Source organism: Micromonospora sp. URMC 103 (assembly GCF_051386435.1).
Classification (GTDB): domain Bacteria; phylum Actinomycetota; class Actinomycetes; order Mycobacteriales; family Micromonosporaceae; genus Micromonospora.
This window is the reverse complement of record NZ_JBPQTR010000004.1, coordinates 453,635-468,685: the sequence shown is the minus strand read 5'-3', so window position 1 is coordinate 468,685 and position 15,051 is coordinate 453,635. Positions and strand designations below refer to the sequence as shown.

The following is a 15,051-nucleotide window of genomic DNA, read 5'->3' as shown; positions in this document are numbered from 1 at the left end:
CGACGCGGCTCTCGTGGCGCTGTGGTCCGCGCCCCAGCCGGCCGCCGCCGCGCCCCGATCCGGCTGTCGCGGCGATGCGCCCCCGGAGTCGGTGGGGGCTGTCAGGGGCGCGGGGAGGGGTTAACCTCACTCAGGGAAATGGGGCCGTGACGGTGAGGGAGGACCGATGATCCCCGAGGAGGACCGCCCCCCGGCGTGGCTGAGCGGCTACGGCGGCATCGAGGCCGACATCCGCCAGTTGCGGGAGTTCGCCGACCGGCTCGCCGCCGAGGTGGACCGCAACTACTCGCCGCACCTGTCGTACATCGCCGACGACATGACGGCCCCCCTCCCCAACCCGTGTGACGCCTTCATCGAGCTGGTGCACTTCCTGCGCACGCACCACGAGACCCAACAGGCCACCGTCGAGATGGTGTGGGGCGTACGCGGAGCGACCGGCCACCTGGCCGCCGCCGCGGGCACCGTCGCCGACCGGTACGCCAGCGCCGACGCCTTCAGCGCCGCCCGCGTCGCCGACGTCGAACAGGCCCTCGCCGATCCCCGCGCGGTCGCGCCCGCCGTCCCGTCGGTGCTCCTCCGCGACCCGACCGGGCCGGAGGAGGGACCGGTGGTGCTGCCGTGATCGACCGGGGCAGCGGCCGCACATCCGGCCTCACCGACTGGCACCGCATGGACGTGAACAGCATGTGGGCCTGCCTGCAGGACCACGACACCACCAACCACTGGAAGCAGGTCGCCGGCTGGCGCAAAATCTGCGACCTGGCGCAGGCGCACCTGGCACGCCTCCAGGAGTACCGGCGAGGCCTCGCCGAAGCCTGGCCGCCCGCCACCAGTGCCGCCGCCCGCAGGTACCTCGCCGAGTTGGACGAACTCATCGAGAAGGTCCGGCACACCCACGACGCGGCGGCCACCAACTACACCACCCTCGCCGCCGCCACCCAGGCCATCAGCGGCACCAGGGCCACGCTCGGGAAGATCCACGAGGAGTACGCGGTCAAGCTCCAGCAGAAGCGCGCGTACGAGGCCACCGCCGCTGATCCGAAGGCAGCCATGGGCAGCCGCGTACCGGACCGGCCGGTGACCGACGCCGACCTGGAGCAGCTGAACGTGCAGGCGCGCGGCATCATGTACGGCCTCAGCGCCGAACTCCAGCACGCCCAAGTGGCGCTCCGCCAACCACCTCCGCCGTCACGGCCGCCGAAACAAACGGAAAATCCCGATGTTTACGGTGCCAGCGGCCCGCCGATGATTCCTCCGATCATGCCGCTTCCGGCTAACAACCTCGCCCAGCAAGGTCAAAGCCCCAAGGCAAGCGCCGCTACTCAACCCACCGCACCCCCGTTTTCGCGCCAATCAGGGCCGGTACTCGGCGGTGCAGGTGCCGGGCCGAAAGGCTCCCCCGCCCACGCCTCGCGCCCGACAACGTCGCCGAATAACGCACCGCATGTCGGCGCTCTACCTACGGGTCCGCCGCTCAAACCATCGAGACCGCCAAAAATGCCTAGCCTTGACCAGCGTCCACCCAACATGGGAAGCGAAACAACGCCGGGCGACCGCGCGGCCCCACCCCGCACCGCTGGGCCTGCTCAAAGTCGGCCACTACCGCCAGGTGGAATGATCGGTAGCGTTTCTGGACCTACCACCAATCCAAACTCAGCCGATTCGCAGCCGCGTCGAATAAACCCGGTCGGTGGAGTAATCGGCGGTGGCAGTGCCGGCACGGCACCCACCGGTGGAGCCGGCTCTCGCCCGGGCATTGGTCGAGGTCTCGGCACCCCACCCTTCCATACATCACCGAACTTAGGCCCCCGTAGCGCGAGTGGAACAGAAAAGCGATACGAAAGCCAAAGACGCGATCTTGACTTGCGGCGCACCTGGGACCCAAATGATCCATGGAAGATCGATCGAGGCGTCAATCCTATTATGATGCCGCCGAACGAGGAGGGCCCGATCGACCCGGGGCCAGCCATTGGCCTGCGGCGGTGAGCACTAACGCAACGGTTGCAGCAGTTGCGCTACTCGCAGCCTTTGCCGCGCCAAGTCCGCCTTCCCATTTGCACCGGGTGCAAGACTGGCGCGACGCCAACCCGAGCGCCGCCGATCTCATCCGGACCGATCAGTGGCACTTGGCCTTCTTGCGCGTTACTCAGGCACATCGAGTTGCGCAAGGAGAAGGCATTGTGGTTGCAGTGCCGGACACCGGAGTGGATCCACACCCTGATCTTAACCGGAACTTGCTGTCGGGAACGGATATCCTCCCCGGCGGAGCTGGTAATGGCCAGGAAGATCGAGACAGCCATGGTACTTCGATGGCAGGGCTGATTGCGGCCCATGGTCAGGGCGATACAAGGGGAGCTCTGGGCATCGCACCGCAGGCGAAGATATTACCAATTTTCACCTCTCCGCCTGCAGGAGAGGGCGAGCCAGATGCTCTTGCTCAAGCCATCGAGTACGCAATCTCCCGCAAGGCCGGCATCATCAGCATCTCTAGTGGGGGCGGCACCAGCGCACGCCTGAGGCAAGCAATTCGAACGGCGCTCGCCTCGAACATTGTCCTAGTAGCAGCCGCCGGCAATAAGCCCGCAGACGACCGGGTCACTTACCCTGCATCCTAAGACGGAGTTATAGCGGTGGCGGGCGTGCAGCGCTCCGGCAATCACGCCGAAGTCTCGGTCGCCGGGTCCGAGATAGACATTTCCGCGCCCGCCGTAGATATCTATAGCACCAGCTATGACGGGAAGTACTCCAAGGGCACTGGGACATCGAGTGCTACGGCGATCGTCGCCGGGGCGGCTGCCTTGATCCGGTCGAAGTATCCGTACCTGCCGGCGCGGGAGGTCGCGCACCGGCTGACCGCCACGGCTGTCGACAAGGGGCCACCCGGGCGTGACGACGAGTACGGGTACGGCGTGATCGACATCGTTGCGGCGCTGACGGCGGACGTGCCGCCTCTGGGTTTCGAGTCGGCGACGCCGAGCACGCCGACTGGCGGCAGTGGGGGCACGACCGCGGCGGCTCCACCCACCGATGAGAGCACCAGCGACAGAGCGGCGACGGTCCGCGGCCTGGTCACGCTCGGCGTGCTCGTGGCGGGCGGAGCGGCGTGGGCTCTGGTCGTACGCAGGCGGCGCCGCGACGACCCGCCACCCCACATCAGCCACTGACCCGTCCCGCTCCTGCAGCGGGACGGTGTCGAAGAGAGCCTCCACCTTCGCAAGCGCACAACTTCAGGGAAGTTGTCCCCTCACGGCGGCAGGAGGCAACAACTTCCGTGAAGTTGCGCGGCCCGACGCCGCCAGACCACGCCAACGCCCGGCCCGACCGACCAGACCACCTTCGCGAGCCCACAACTTCAGGGAAGTTGTCCCCTCACGGCCACAGGAGGCAACAACTTCCCTGAAGTTGCGGGCCCGACCCCGCCAAACCACGACACCGCGCGGCACGCCCCCGCCAGACCACGCGAACGCCCGGCCCACCCCGCCAGACCACACCAACCCCGGCCCCACCCCGCTAGCCAACGCCGACACGCGGCCCAAGCCCCCGAGACAGCGACATCCCCGCACCGCCTGCGGACGCCGGCCACCCCTCGGCGAGGACAGCCGGTAACGTCGGCGGGGTGCCTGATCAGTTGCCGCTTCGTCTCGTACTCGCATCGGCCAGTCCCGCGCGCCGCAAGCTTCTCCGGGCCGCCGGCATCGAGCCGGAGGTCCTGGTCAGTGGTGTGGACGAGTCTCTCGTGGTCGCGGACCGCGCCGAGGAGCTGTGCCTGGAACTCGCTCGCATGAAGGCGCAGGCGGTGCTCACCCGACTCCGGCCGGGCACCGACGAGCGCACGCTGGTGATCGGGTGTGACTCGGTGCTGGAGTTCGACGGCGAGATCTTCGGCAAGCCAGCCGACCCGGCGGATGCCACCAGCCGGTGGCGACGGATGCGGGGCCGCAGCGGGGTCCTGCACAGTGGGCACAGCCTGGTCGACGCGACGGCCGGGCGGCGCGCCGAGGCGGTCGCCTCGACGGTCGTGCACTTCGCCGACATCAGTGATCGGGAGATCGACGCGTACGTCGCCACCGGCGAGCCGCTCGCGGTGGCGGGCGCGTTCACCATCGACGGGCTGGGCGGCCCGTTCCTGGAGCGCATCGAGGGCGACGCGGGTACGGTGGTCGGGCTCTCACTGCCGCTGCTGCGCCGGCTCCTCGCCGACCTCGACCTGCAGATCACCGATCTGTGGACGAAGGTCGCGCCTGGCGGCCAGTCGATCGAGCCACTCGGTTAGCGTCCAGCCATGACGACCAAGTCGATCCCGCTCACCGAGGAACTGCACGCGTACCTCGTGGGGCACGGCTCCCCGCCCGACGAGATCGTCCGCGATCTCGCCACGGAGACCCGTGCCGTGCTGCCGGACCAGGCGACCATGCAGGTTGCGCCCGAGCAGGCCGCGTTCCTGACGTTCCTCACCCGGCTGCTCGGTACGCGGCAGGCTGTGGAGGTGGGCACGTTCACCGGGCTGTCCTCGCTGGCGATCGCCCGCGGGTTGGCCGAGGGTGGCCGGCTCACGTGCTTCGACATCTCGGACGAGTACACGGGCATCGCCCGCCGTTACTGGGCCCGCGCCGGTGTGGCCGACCGGATCGAGCTGCGCCTCGGCCCGGCCGGGGACACGCTGCGCGAGCTGCCCCACGAGCGGTACCTCGACTTCGCGTTCATCGACGCGGACAAGACGGGTTACCCGATCTACTGGGCGGAGCTGGTGCCGCGGATGCGCCCCGGCGGCGTGATCGCCGTCGACAACGTGCTGCGCGGCGGTCGGGTGATCGCCCCGCAGAGCGCCGAGGACCGGGCCATCGCCGCCTTCAACGACGAGGTGCTCGCCGATGTCCGGGTGGACGCGGTGATGCTGCCGATCGCGGACGGGCTGACGCTCGCCCACGTGCGCTGACCCCAACCCGCTGCCCGCCGGGCCGGCGCCGAGCCGAGCCGCGGCCAAGCCGGGCCGCGGCCAAGCCGGACGGAGCCGAGCTCGCACCGCCACGCCCGCCCCGACCACGGGCTCCCGAAGATTCGGGGTGCCGGAACGGGTCCGACACCCCGACTCCCCGAGAACGGCGTGGATCGACCGGGACCGTCAGCGGACGCTGCGGGCGAACTGCCGGGCCGCCCAGAACACGCCGAGGGCCGCGAGCACCGCGATGATCGTCAGCCCCTGCCAGACCTTGTCGTTGCCGAGGTCGCCCGCGAACAGCGCCCGGGTGCCGTCGACGGCCCAGGCGAACGGGTTCCACTCGGCGACGCCCTGCAACCAGCCGGGGGCGTAGAAGAGCGGCAGCAGGATGCCGGAGAGCAGCAGGACCGGCTGGGCGACGGTGTTCATGAGCGGCGCCAGCGCGTCCTCGCTCTTGACCTTGAGCGCCACGCCGTAGGAGACGGCCGAGGTCATGAGCGCGATGAGGGCCAGCATCAGGTACGCGAGCAGCAGGTCGCCGATGAAGACGCGCAGGTCGAACACGAGCGCGAGCAGCGTGATGATGACCGCCTGCACGATCAGCGAGACGACGTCGCGCAGCGAGCGGCCGAGCAGCAGCGCGAGTCGGCTGACCGGGGTGACCCGGGACCGTTCGATGACTCCGGCGCGCAGTTCGGCGATCAGGCCGAAGCCCTGGAACAGGCCGCCGAAGATGGCCAGCAGCACGAGCAGGCCGGGAACGAAGACCTTGTAGGCCTCGGCCTGGGTCGACACCCTCAGCGCCGGCTTGAGCAGCGGCGCGAAGAGCAGCAGGTACATCACCGGCTGGAAGACCCCGACGAAGACCCAGACCGGATTGCGGATGAGCAGCAGGAACTGACGCTGGAAGATCAGCCAGGTGTCGCGGACGAGCTTCATGATCGGTCTCCGGAGGGTCAGGACTCGCGCAGCGAGCGGCCGGTCTTGGTGAGGAAGACGTCGTCCAGGCTGGGCCGGTGCAGCTCGATCGAGGAGAGCGCCAGGCCGGCATGGTCGAGCCGCCGGAGGATCTGCGGAATCGCGGTGGCGCCCTCGTCGACGTAGAGGCGCAGCCCGCCCTCGTCGGCGGTCTCCAGCTTCTTGACGTACGCCTCACCGTCGAGCGCCTTCGCGGCCTGCGGCGTGGTGCCGATGTCGAGGCCCACCTGGACCACATCGCCGGAGATCTCCCGCTTGAGGTCGGCCGGCGTGCCCTCGGCCACCACCTCGCCGTGGTCCATGATCGCGATCCGGTCGCAGAGCGCGTCGGCCTCGTCGAGGTAGTGCGTGGTGATGAAGACGGTCATTCCGGCGGCGCGCAGCCGGCGGATCTCGTCCCACATGTGGGCACGGCTCTGCGGGTCGAGGCCGGTGGTGGGCTCGTCCAGGAAGACGATCCTCGGCTCGTGGATGATGCCGAGCGCGATCTCCACCCGGCGGCGCTGGCCGCCCGAGTACGTCTTGCACTTGCGGTCGGCGAACTCGCTGAGCTGGAAGGCGTCCAGCGCCCGGGCGGCGCGCCGGTGCGCGTCGGCCTTGCCGATGTCGTAGAGCCGGGCCTGGAGCACCAGTTCCTCGCGGGCGGTGGACTCGTCCCAGGTGCTGCCGCCCTGGGCCACGTAGCCGATCCGGCGGCGCACCTCACCGGGGGCCTTGCGCAGGTCGGCGCCCGCGATGGTCGCCTCGCCGCCGTCCGGCTCGATGAGCGTGGCGAGCATCCGCAGGGTGGTGGTCTTGCCGGCGCCGTTCGGGCCGAGGAAGCCGAAGATCTCGCCCTCGGCGACGGTGAGGTCGACGCCGCGCACGGCCTCGACGGTCTTCGTCTCCCGGCCCGCTCGGGATCGGAAGGATTTGCGTAACCCTCTGGTCTCGATCATGCGTGCTCCTGGTCGTCCGGGCCGGTGCGACCGGCACGGGTCCGCTGGAAGCACCGCCGGACGGCGTGCTCCCCCCGTTCTGTCGCGCAGAGGCTAACGCGATATAGCTCTTGTGGTCAACGTTGATTATTCGAGATCGGACGGTCGGGCGGGCAGGCGCTCCTCCCAGCCAGACCAACCCTCCGCCCGCTCCACTCCACCAGGCAGGTACGACACACCCGTCTCGATGCGTTCGGCGATCCGGTCGCACCAGGCGATCTCCGCCTCGGCCCGGGCCGTCCACAGCTCGAACATCCAGCCCACGTGGACCGGCTTGGTGTCGCGCATCCAGCCCGAGTCCAGCGACGTCCGCATCCACGCGGTGCCGGCACGCAGCAGGTTCGCGCGGTTGCGCAGAGCGGCGGCCGCCTCGTCGCGCGGGAGCGCGGGCAGGAACGAGAAGGCGGCCGCGAACGGGTCGGCCGGCTCGTGCAGCTGCCACCAGAGCCCCCGCAGCAGCGACTCGAACTCCTCCTGGCCCTTGTCCGTGATCTCGTACGTCGTGCGCGCCGGGCGACCGCCGACCTGCTCGGTCGCCACCGCGCGCAGCAGCCCCTCCTCGGTCAGTTTGCGCAGCGCGTGGTAGATCGAGCCCGGCTGCACGTTGGCCCACTTGTCGGCGTTCCAACTGAGCAGTTCGCGTCGGACGTCGTAGCCGTGCACCGGCTGCATCCACTTCACGAGGCCGAGAATCATCATCCGAGTGGCAGACACCGGACAAGCGTAATAGGCAAGTTTGACTAAAGCGCGATGTGATGGTGCGCCATCCCACACTGAGCGATCGTTAGGGCCCGTTCGGTGGCCGATACACTCCCGGTCAACGACCTCCCGGGAGGAGCCCCCACGGTGCGCAAGGTACTCATCGCCAACCGCGGCGAGATCGCCGTCCGCGTCATCCGCGCCTGCCGCGACGCCGGTCTGGAGAGCGTCGCCGTGTACGCGGACTCCGACCGGGACGCCCTCCACGCCACCCTGGCCGACGAGGCGTACGCCCTCGGCGGGGACACCGCGGCGGACAGCTACCTGCGTATCGACAAGCTGATCGACGTGGCCGCCAAGGCCGGCGCCGACGCCGTCCACCCGGGCTACGGCTTCCTCTCGGAGAACGCCGACTTCGCCCAGGCGGTCATCGACGCCGGGCTCACCTGGATCGGCCCCACGCCGCAGGCGATCCGCGACCTCGGCGACAAGGTCACGGCCCGGCACATCGCCCAGCGCGCCGGCGCCCCGCTCGTCCCCGGCACCCCCGACCCGGTCGGCAACGCCGACGAGGTGATGGCCTTCGCCGTCGACCACGGCCTGCCGGTGGCCATCAAGGCGGCCTTCGGCGGCGGCGGTCGCGGTCTCAAGGTGGCCCGGACCATGGAGGAGATCCCGCAGCTGTTCGAGTCGGCCACCCGGGAGGCGGTCGCCGCGTTCGGCCGGGGCGAGTGCTTCGTCGAGCGTTACCTCGACAAGCCCCGCCACGTGGAGGCGCAGGTCCTCGCCGACCAGCACGGCAACGTGATCGTGGTGGGCACCCGTGACTGCTCGCTCCAGCGGCGGCACCAGAAGCTGGTCGAGGAGGCGCCGGCGCCGTTCCTCACCGACGCTCAGCGGGCGCAGATCCACGACAGCGCCAAGGCGATCTGCCGCGAGGCCGGTTACCACGGCGCCGGCACCGTCGAGTACCTGGTCGGCGTCGACGGCACCATCTCCTTCCTGGAGGTCAACACCCGGCTCCAGGTGGAGCACCCGGTCACCGAGGAGACGGCCGGCATCGACCTGGTACGCGAGCAGTTCCGCATCGCCGACGGGGAGAAGCTCCGCTTCACCGAGGACCCGACGCCGCGCGGGCACGCCATCGAGTTCCGGATCAACGGCGAGGACCCGGGCCGCAACTTCCTGCCCGCCCCGGGCGCGATCACCGCCCTGCGACTGCCGACCGGGCCGGGCGTACGCGTGGACACCGGCGTCTCCGCCGGTGACGTCATCGGCGGAAACTTCGACTCGCTGCTCGCCAAGGTCATCATCATCGGCGAGACGCGCACCGAGGCGCTGGAGCGGGCGCGCCGCGCGCTGGACGAGATGGTGGTCGACGGCATGGCCACGGCGCTGCCGTTCCACCGCCTCGTGGTCCGCGACCCGGCGTTCACCGCCGAGCCGTTCAGCGTGCACACGCGGTGGATCGAGACGGAGTTCGACAACACCGTTCCGCCGTTCACGGCGGTCGCCGGCACGGCCGCCGAGCCGGCCGAGCGGGAGACCGTCGTGGTCGAGGTGGGAGGCAAGCGGCTGGAGGTCACCCTTCCGGCCGGCCTCGGCGCCGGTACGGCCCCCGTGGCGGCGGCCGCCCGCAAGCCGGCCCGCCGGGGCGGCGGCGCCAAGGCCGGGGCGACGGTCAGCGGCGACGCGCTCACCTCGCCGATGCAGGGCACGATCGTCAAGATCGCCGTGGCCGACGGGGACACCGTGGCCGAGGGCGACCTGGTCGTGGTGCTCGAGGCCATGAAGATGGAGCAGCCGCTGCACGCGCACAAGGCCGGGACGATCAGCGGGCTCACGGCCGAGGTCGGTGCCGTGATCACCGCCGGCGCACCGATCTGCACGATCTCCTGACCCGTTCGGGCCCCGCGCGCCCGTGCTTTGGCGCGGGCCACGGGCGCCACGCGCCCGTGCTCCGGCGCGGGCCGCGGACCGGCCCGGCGCGCGGTCAGCGGAGGGTCTCGGCGGCCACCGCGCGTACGGCGCCGGTGAGGGCGTTCAGCACGTCCGACTCGAGCCGCCAGTGCTGCCAGTACAGCGGGAGGTCGACGTGCCGGCCGGGGGCGATGTCGACGCAGCGCCCGGAGGCGAGGTCGTCGTCGGCGATCTGCTCGGGCACCAGCCCCCAGCCCAGGCCCAGCCGGATCGTCTCGCTGAAGGCCGGCACCGACGGCACGTAGTGCACGGGCGGATCGAGCACCTGCCCGGTCACCGTACGGATGAAGCGGTGCTGCGTACGGTCCTTGCGGTCGAAGACGATCACCGGCGCGGTGGCCAGCGCCTCCGGGGTGAGGCCGCCGGCGAAGTGGGCGGCGGCCAGCGCCGGGGTGGCCAGGGCGCGGTAGCGCATCGCGCCGAGCCGGCGTACGCGGCAGCCCTGCACCGCCTCGCGCTGGGCGGTCACCGCGGCCGTCACGACGCCGTCGCGGAGCAGTTCGGCGGTGTGGTCCTGGTCGTCCTGCCGGAGGTCGAAGGAGAGCGCCAACCCGTCGGGCAGCCGGGCCAGGGCGCCGGGAAACCAGGTGGCCAGCGAGTCGGCGTTCACCACGACGGCGAGCCGCGTCCGGGCACCGCCTCCCGTGAGGGGGCCGCGGGCGTCGGCCAGCGCCTCCCGTTCGAGGAGGACGAGCTGACCGGCGAGGCGCAGCAGCGGCGCGCCGGCGGACGTGGCCACGCAGGGCCGGGCGCGCCGGACGAGCACCTGCCCCACCGTCTCCTCGAGGGCCTTCACCCGCTGGCTCACGGCCGACGGGGTGAGGTGCAGGAGCCGGGCCGCGGCCTCGAAGCTGCCCTCCGAGACGACCGCCGCGAGGGTACGCAGTTGGGTGGAGTCGAGCCCGTCCATCAGTTGAGCTTAATCGGCAGCAGAATCTTTAGTTCGACTGATGATCAGGAGCGGCCTATCGTCGGTCCGTGCTCAGCTCCGCCGTCGCCGGCTTCTCGGTCGCCATCGCCCTGATCGTCGCCATCGGGGCGCAGAACGCGTTCGTCCTGCGCCAGGGGTTGCGCCGCGAGCACGTCGTACCCGTCGTCCTCACCTGCGCCGCCTCCGACGCCCTCCTCATCGGCGCGGGCATCGCCGGGGTCGGCACGATGGTGACCGGCCGGCCCGCGTTGCTCACGGCGGTCCGCTGGGGCGGCGCGGTCTTCCTGCTCTGCTACGCAGCGCTCGCGGCCCGCCGCGCCCTGCGCCCCGGCGCGCTGGTGCCGACCGACCGGCCCCCCGCCACGCTGGGCGCCACCATCCTGGCCTGCCTCGCCTTCACGTACCTGAATCCGCACGTCTACCTGGACACCGTGCTGCTGCTGGGCGGGATCGCCCAGCAGCACCCGCACCGCTGGGTGTTCGGCGCCGGGGCCGCCCTGGCCAGCGTGGTCTGGTTCACGGCGCTCGGCGCCGGCGCGCACCGGCTCGCGCCGCTGCTGGCGCGTACCGCCGCCTGGCGGGTCCTCGACGGCCTGATCGCCGCGGTGATGGCCGCGCTCGCGATCACCCTGCTGCTCGGCTGACCGGCGCGCCTCGCGGCAGGGGGGTTGGGAAGGTGTTTTCCGCTACCAGCGGGGGCGGGGGCGGTCCGGGCCAGCCATGATTGCCGGGTGCGGTTTCTTCACGGCGCGGTCCCCGCGCACGACCTGACCTACAACGACGTCTTCATGGCGCCGGCCCGCTCCGACCTGGGCTCCCGCCTCGACGTCGACCTCTCCACGGGCGACGGCACCGGCACCACGATCCCGCTCGTGGTCTCGAACATGACGGCGGTGTCCGGCCGGCGGATGGCCGAGACGGTGGCCCGGCGCGGCGCGATCGCGGTGATCCCGCAGGACATCCCCATCGAGGTGGTGGCGAACGTCGTGGCCTGGGTGAAGCAGCGCCACCTCGTGTACGACACCCCGATCACGCTCGGCCCCACCGACACGGTGGGTGACGCCATCCACCTGCTGCCGAAGCGGGCGCACGGCGCCGTCGTCGTGGTCGACACGGACGGCCGCCCCCTGGGCGTGGTCACCGAGGCGGACACGGTGGGCGTGGACCGCTTCGCGCAGTTGCGGCACGTGATGTCCACCGAGCTGCACACGGTGCCCGCGGACGCGGACCCGCGTACCGGCTTCGACCGGCTCTCGGCGGGCCGCCGCCGGCTCGCCCCCGTGGTCGACCCGGAGGGGCGCCTGGTCGGCGTGCTCACCCGTCAGGGCGCGCTGCGGGCCACGCTCTACCGCCCGGCGCTCGACGACCGGGGCCGGCTGCGGATCGCGGCGGCCATCGGCATCAACGGGGACGTCACCGGCAAGGCCGCGGCCCTGCTCGAAGCCGGGGTGGACACCCTGGTCGTGGACACCGCCCACGGGCACCAGGAGCGGATGATCTCCGCGCTGCGGGCGGTCCGGAAGCTCGACCCCGGAGTGCCCGTGGCGGCCGGCAACGTGGTCACCGCCGAGGGCGTGCACGACCTGGTGGAGGCGGGCGCCGACATCGTGAAGGTGGGCGTCGGGCCGGGGGCCATGTGCACCACCCGGATGATGACCGGCGTGGGACGGCCACAGTTCTCCGCCGTCCTGGACTGCGCGGCGGCGGCCCGCGCGCTCGGCCGCCACGTGTGGGCCGACGGCGGTGTGCGGCACCCGCGGGACGTCGCGCTGGCGCTCGCGGCCGGCGCCTCCAACGTGATGATCGGTTCCTGGTTCGCCGGCACCTACGAGTCGCCCGGGGATCTCTACACGGAGCCCGACGGCCGGCGGTACAAGGAGAGCTTCGGCATGGCCTCCGCCCGGGCGGTCAGCGCCCGTACGGCGGACGACAGCCCGTACGACCGCGCCCGCAAGGCCGTCTTCGAGGAGGGCATCTCCTCGGCCCGGATGTACCTCGACCCCAACCGTCCGGGTGTGGAGGACCTGATCGACGAGATCATCGCGGGCGTACGCAGCGCCTTCACCTACGCGGGCGCCCGGAGCCTGCCGGAGTTCCACGAGCGGGCGGTGGTCGGTGTGCAGAGCGCCGCCGGCTACACCGAGGGGATGCCGCTGCCGACGAGCTGGTGAGCCGGGCGCGGCTTCACCGTCAGGCGCGGGCGGCCCGCGAGTTGACGGTCAGCCCTGCCGCAGCGGCGGCATCGGCACCGGAACCGCCAGCGCCGTCGCGCCGGCGCCGACCCCACCGTCACAGGTGTACGGCGGCACGGTACCGATGCCCCGCGTGGACGGGCGTTCGGCGGCCCAGAACATGAAGCCCAGCATGCCGGGCGTGGTGCCCGCACCGTTGGGGGCGACCGTCTGGACGTAGGGGGCGGTCGCCCGCTGTACCGAGGTGGCGTAGTCGACGCACTCGGGCAGCGCCCTGCCCCCGTAGGCGATGTAGACGCCGCCGGTGAACTTGGCGGGTGCGAGCGGCGGCACCGGCGGGCTGAACTGCGCCTTGCCGTCGACGTGCTCCTGCCAGTTGTCCTGAGAGGCGCTGGCCGAGGCGGGCCGGGCGGTGACCATGGCGTTGGCGTAGTCGAGCACTGGTCGGTCCGTCCGCAGCCAGTCTTCGGTGGCCTTGCGGTTCAACGCGATCAGCCAGCGATCACCGGCCGCCACGTCGATGGTGAGCCTGGCCTCCGGCCGGCTGCCGGTGGCGTCGTACGGATGCACCGCCCGGTACGCGTCGATGAAGGCCTGGAGACCGGTGAGGTCGGGGTCGGTGTTCTGCTCGTAGTCGATTTCGATGCCGACACCCAGCCGGCTGGCGACCGCCGCGGCACGCTGGCCGAAAAGCGTCGGGTTCTCAGCGAGCGCGGCGTCCCAGTCGTCGGTGTAGGTGATGCCGCCAATGGAGAGCATCACCCGGACGCCCCGAGAGGTGAAGTAGCTGACGATCTCCGGCGTCATGCCCCTGGGGACGCCGTCGAGGGTGGTCTGGTCGGTGGTCTGGCGCAGCAGCGCCAGCGGGTTGACGAAGCTGAGTACGACGAGGTTGACGGAGGGACGGCCGTCGCCGCGGTCGACGAGCCAGCGGTTCTGGCTGTCGAAATCTGCGAGGCCACGCACGGTGCCCCAGGTGCAGTAGTCGTTGCCGCAGTGCCAGGCACCGTAGACCTGCGCGGGGGTGGCCGCGGCGCTCGTGGTGGCGGCACCGGCCGCTCCACGCGTCCCGACCCTGTCCGGTGCGGCGGTCGCCGCCCCCGGCACGGTCGTGGTGAGCAGGAGCAGCACCGTGAGGAGGACCAGGGACCGTCGCATCCGACACCTCCGCGGGCGCGTATCAGTGCACCTTCTTTACAGTGACGCCGCGATGTGTGTCAATATGCGACGGAACCGTTCCCGCGCTATTCGAAAAGACGGCGGATCACGACCCGGGCCGCCTTTCGTGGGTCGTCGCCCACGCGCTCGGGCAGCGCTCCGGCCAGCCACAGCGTGGCGAAGCCGTGCACGATCGACCACGCGGCGAGCGCGTCCCGCTGCGGGTCGGCCGGGCCGCCGTCGCGGGCCGACAGGCCGGCCACCCGGGACCGCAGGACGTCACCGGCCCGGGCGCTGGCCGCCCGCACCTCCGCGGCGTCCGCCCGGTAGAGGTCGGGCCGGAACATCACCTCGAAGTGCGCGCGGTGCCGCACCGCGAAGTCGACGTACGCGACGCCCGCGTCGAGCAGGCCGTCGCCCGCGTCGCGCAGCGTCTCGGCGAGCAGGTCGAAGCCCTGGACGGCGAGCGCGGTGAGCAGGCCGGCCTTGTCACCGAAGTGGTGCGCGGGCGCGGCGTGCGAGACGCCGGCCCGGCGGGCCAGGTCGCGCAGGCTGACGGCACCGGGCCCGGACTCGGCGATCACCTCCACGGCGGCGTCGAGCAGGGTGCGGCGCAGGTCGCCGTGGTGGTAGCCACGCGTCGAAGTCATACCGCCATCCTATCTTGGCATTGACAAGATGGCATCCCATGGCACATCTTGTCGTTGACAAGTTATCGAGGAGGACGTCATGGCCCCCCTGGTCGCACTGCTCGCCGTCACCACGCTCGCCCGCCTCGCCGGCCTGGCGGGCGTCGACTCCCTGCACGGGTGGTCACCCGCACTCCGGGTCGGACTGGCCGCCCTGTTCGTCCTGACCGGCGTCGCCCACTTCGTCGAGCCCCGCCGGTCCGGCCTGATCGCCATGGTGCCGCCGCGGCTGCCGCGGCCCGGTTTGCTGGTCGCCACCACCGGCGTACTGGAACTGGCCGGCGCGGTCGGGCTGCTGGTGCCCGCCACGGCCCGGTGGGCCGCGGCCGGGCTCGGGCTGCTGATGCTCGCGATGTTCCCGGCGAACGTCTCGGCGGCCCGGCGCGGGCTCACCCTGGCCGGCCGCCCCGTCACCCCGTTGGTGCCGCGGACCGCGCTGCAGATCATGTTCGTTGCCACGGCCGCCGTTATTTCGTTTGGCCCCTGACTATCAGGGGGCTAAGGTACC

At 71.4% G+C, this 15,051-nt stretch carries 14 protein-coding genes and 2 pseudogenes; 10 read left to right on the top strand and 6 right to left on the bottom strand.

Features of this window, described 5'->3' with window-relative positions:
* The first annotated feature begins 166 nt into the window (after positions 1 to 166).
* The 5 genes and pseudogenes from ACSNOA_RS05750 to ACSNOA_RS05730 all read left to right on the top strand — a co-directional run bounded on the left by ACSNOA_RS05750 (position 167) and on the right by ACSNOA_RS05730 (position 4,936).
* Complete coding sequence (locus ACSNOA_RS05750) at positions 167 to 622, top strand: hypothetical protein (protein WP_436656883.1); 456 nt, start codon at positions 167 to 169, stop codon at positions 620 to 622.
* Positions 619 to 1,986 carry a hypothetical protein gene (locus ACSNOA_RS05745; protein ID WP_436656882.1) on the top strand — a complete coding sequence of 456 codons (1,368 nt, stop codon included), beginning with the start codon at positions 619 to 621 and terminating at the stop codon, positions 1,984 to 1,986. The genes ACSNOA_RS05750 and ACSNOA_RS05745 overlap by 4 nt, the downstream gene beginning before the upstream one ends.
* Positions 1,893 to 3,164 (top strand): annotated as a pseudogene (gene mycP, locus ACSNOA_RS05740) (type VII secretion-associated serine protease mycosin). Before ACSNOA_RS05745 ends, mycP begins: the two are co-directional and overlap by 94 nt.
* 452 nt (positions 3,165 to 3,616) lie before the next feature.
* A complete protein-coding gene (locus tag ACSNOA_RS05735) occupies positions 3,617 to 4,273 on the top strand; it encodes a nucleoside triphosphate pyrophosphatase (protein ID WP_436656881.1) in 657 nt (218 codons plus the stop codon).
* Positions 4,274 to 4,282: 9 nt separating this feature from the next.
* A complete protein-coding gene (locus ACSNOA_RS05730; protein ID WP_436656880.1) occupies positions 4,283 to 4,936 on the top strand; it encodes an O-methyltransferase in 654 nt (217 codons plus the stop codon).
* Positions 4,937 to 5,122: 186 nt separating this feature from the next.
* Here the strand turns inward: ACSNOA_RS05730 and ACSNOA_RS05725 are convergent, their stop codons facing one another.
* Positions 5,123 to 5,878 (bottom strand): ABC transporter permease, encoded by a 756-nt coding sequence (locus tag ACSNOA_RS05725; RefSeq protein ID WP_436656879.1) that lies wholly within the window; start codon positions 5,876 to 5,878, stop codon positions 5,123 to 5,125.
* Positions 5,879 to 5,895: 17 nt separating this feature from the next.
* Positions 5,896 to 6,855 carry an ATP-binding cassette domain-containing protein gene (locus ACSNOA_RS05720; protein WP_436656878.1) on the bottom strand — a complete coding sequence of 320 codons (960 nt, stop codon included), beginning with the start codon at positions 6,853 to 6,855 and terminating at the stop codon, positions 5,896 to 5,898.
* Between the two features lie 18 nt (positions 6,856 to 6,873).
* On the opposite strand from ACSNOA_RS05720, the pseudogene ACSNOA_RS05715 reads away from it, so the two are divergent.
* Positions 6,874 to 6,981, top strand: a pseudogene (locus tag ACSNOA_RS05715) (hypothetical protein); the annotation flags it as partial.
* Here the strand turns inward: ACSNOA_RS05715 and ACSNOA_RS05710 are convergent.
* A complete protein-coding gene (locus ACSNOA_RS05710; protein WP_436658326.1) occupies positions 6,982 to 7,593 on the bottom strand; it encodes a PadR family transcriptional regulator in 612 nt (203 codons plus the stop codon).
* Between the two features lie 147 nt (positions 7,594 to 7,740).
* Between ACSNOA_RS05710 and ACSNOA_RS05705 the strand changes: the two genes are divergently transcribed.
* Positions 7,741 to 9,492: an acetyl/propionyl/methylcrotonyl-CoA carboxylase subunit alpha gene (locus tag ACSNOA_RS05705; protein ID WP_436656877.1), complete on the top strand. Its 1,752-nt coding sequence runs from the start codon at positions 7,741 to 7,743 to the stop codon at positions 9,490 to 9,492.
* 94 nt (positions 9,493 to 9,586) lie between these two features.
* Here the strand turns inward: ACSNOA_RS05705 and ACSNOA_RS05700 are convergent, their stop codons facing one another.
* On the bottom strand, positions 9,587 to 10,483 hold the full coding sequence (locus ACSNOA_RS05700; protein ID WP_436656876.1) for a LysR family transcriptional regulator ArgP: 897 nt from the start codon (positions 10,481 to 10,483) through the stop codon (positions 9,587 to 9,589).
* Between the two features lie 68 nt (positions 10,484 to 10,551).
* On the opposite strand from ACSNOA_RS05700, the gene ACSNOA_RS05695 reads away from it, so the two are divergent.
* Positions 10,552 to 11,148: a LysE/ArgO family amino acid transporter gene (locus ACSNOA_RS05695; RefSeq protein ID WP_436656875.1), complete on the top strand. Its 597-nt coding sequence runs from the start codon at positions 10,552 to 10,554 to the stop codon at positions 11,146 to 11,148.
* Positions 11,149 to 11,235: 87 nt separating this feature from the next.
* On the top strand, positions 11,236 to 12,675 hold the full coding sequence (locus ACSNOA_RS05690) for a GuaB1 family IMP dehydrogenase-related protein (RefSeq protein WP_436656874.1): 1,440 nt from the start codon (positions 11,236 to 11,238) through the stop codon (positions 12,673 to 12,675).
* Positions 12,676 to 12,723: 48 nt separating this feature from the next.
* Here ACSNOA_RS05690 and ACSNOA_RS05685 read toward each other — a convergent pair whose 3' ends face one another.
* On the bottom strand, positions 12,724 to 13,854 hold the full coding sequence (locus ACSNOA_RS05685) for a hypothetical protein (RefSeq protein ID WP_436656873.1): 1,131 nt from the start codon (positions 13,852 to 13,854) through the stop codon (positions 12,724 to 12,726).
* A gap of 86 nt (positions 13,855 to 13,940) precedes the next feature.
* Positions 13,941 to 14,504: a TetR/AcrR family transcriptional regulator gene (locus ACSNOA_RS05680; protein ID WP_436656872.1), complete on the bottom strand. Its 564-nt coding sequence runs from the start codon at positions 14,502 to 14,504 to the stop codon at positions 13,941 to 13,943.
* 79 nt (positions 14,505 to 14,583) lie between these two features.
* Here ACSNOA_RS05680 and ACSNOA_RS05675 point away from each other — a divergent pair, with 79 nt between their 5' ends.
* Positions 14,584 to 15,030, top strand: a complete 447-nt coding sequence (locus ACSNOA_RS05675) for a DoxX family protein (protein ID WP_436656871.1) — start codon at positions 14,584 to 14,586, stop codon at positions 15,028 to 15,030.
* Positions 15,031 to 15,051 lie beyond the last annotated feature (21 nt).

Coding starts and splice junctions, on each gene's coding strand:
- ACSNOA_RS05750 (WP_436656883.1), top strand. CDS start 167: ATGATCCCCGAGGAGGACCGCCCCCCGGCGTGGCTGAGCGGCTACGGC.
- ACSNOA_RS05730 (WP_436656880.1), top strand. CDS start 4,283: ATGACGACCAAGTCGATCCCGCTCACCGAGGAACTGCACGCGTACCTC.
- ACSNOA_RS05725 (WP_436656879.1), bottom strand. CDS start 5,878: ATGAAGCTCGTCCGCGACACCTGGCTGATCTTCCAGCGTCAGTTCCTG.
- ACSNOA_RS05720 (WP_436656878.1), bottom strand. CDS start 6,855: ATGATCGAGACCAGAGGGTTACGCAAATCCTTCCGATCCCGAGCGGGC.
- ACSNOA_RS05710 (WP_436658326.1), bottom strand. CDS start 7,593: ATGATGATTCTCGGCCTCGTGAAGTGGATGCAGCCGGTGCACGGCTAC.
- ACSNOA_RS05700 (WP_436656876.1), bottom strand. CDS start 10,483: ATGGACGGGCTCGACTCCACCCAACTGCGTACCCTCGCGGCGGTCGTC.
- ACSNOA_RS05685 (WP_436656873.1), bottom strand. CDS start 13,854: ATGCGACGGTCCCTGGTCCTCCTCACGGTGCTGCTCCTGCTCACCACG.
- ACSNOA_RS05680 (WP_436656872.1), bottom strand. CDS start 14,504: ATGACTTCGACGCGTGGCTACCACCACGGCGACCTGCGCCGCACCCTG.
- ACSNOA_RS05675 (WP_436656871.1), top strand. CDS start 14,584: ATGGCCCCCCTGGTCGCACTGCTCGCCGTCACCACGCTCGCCCGCCTC.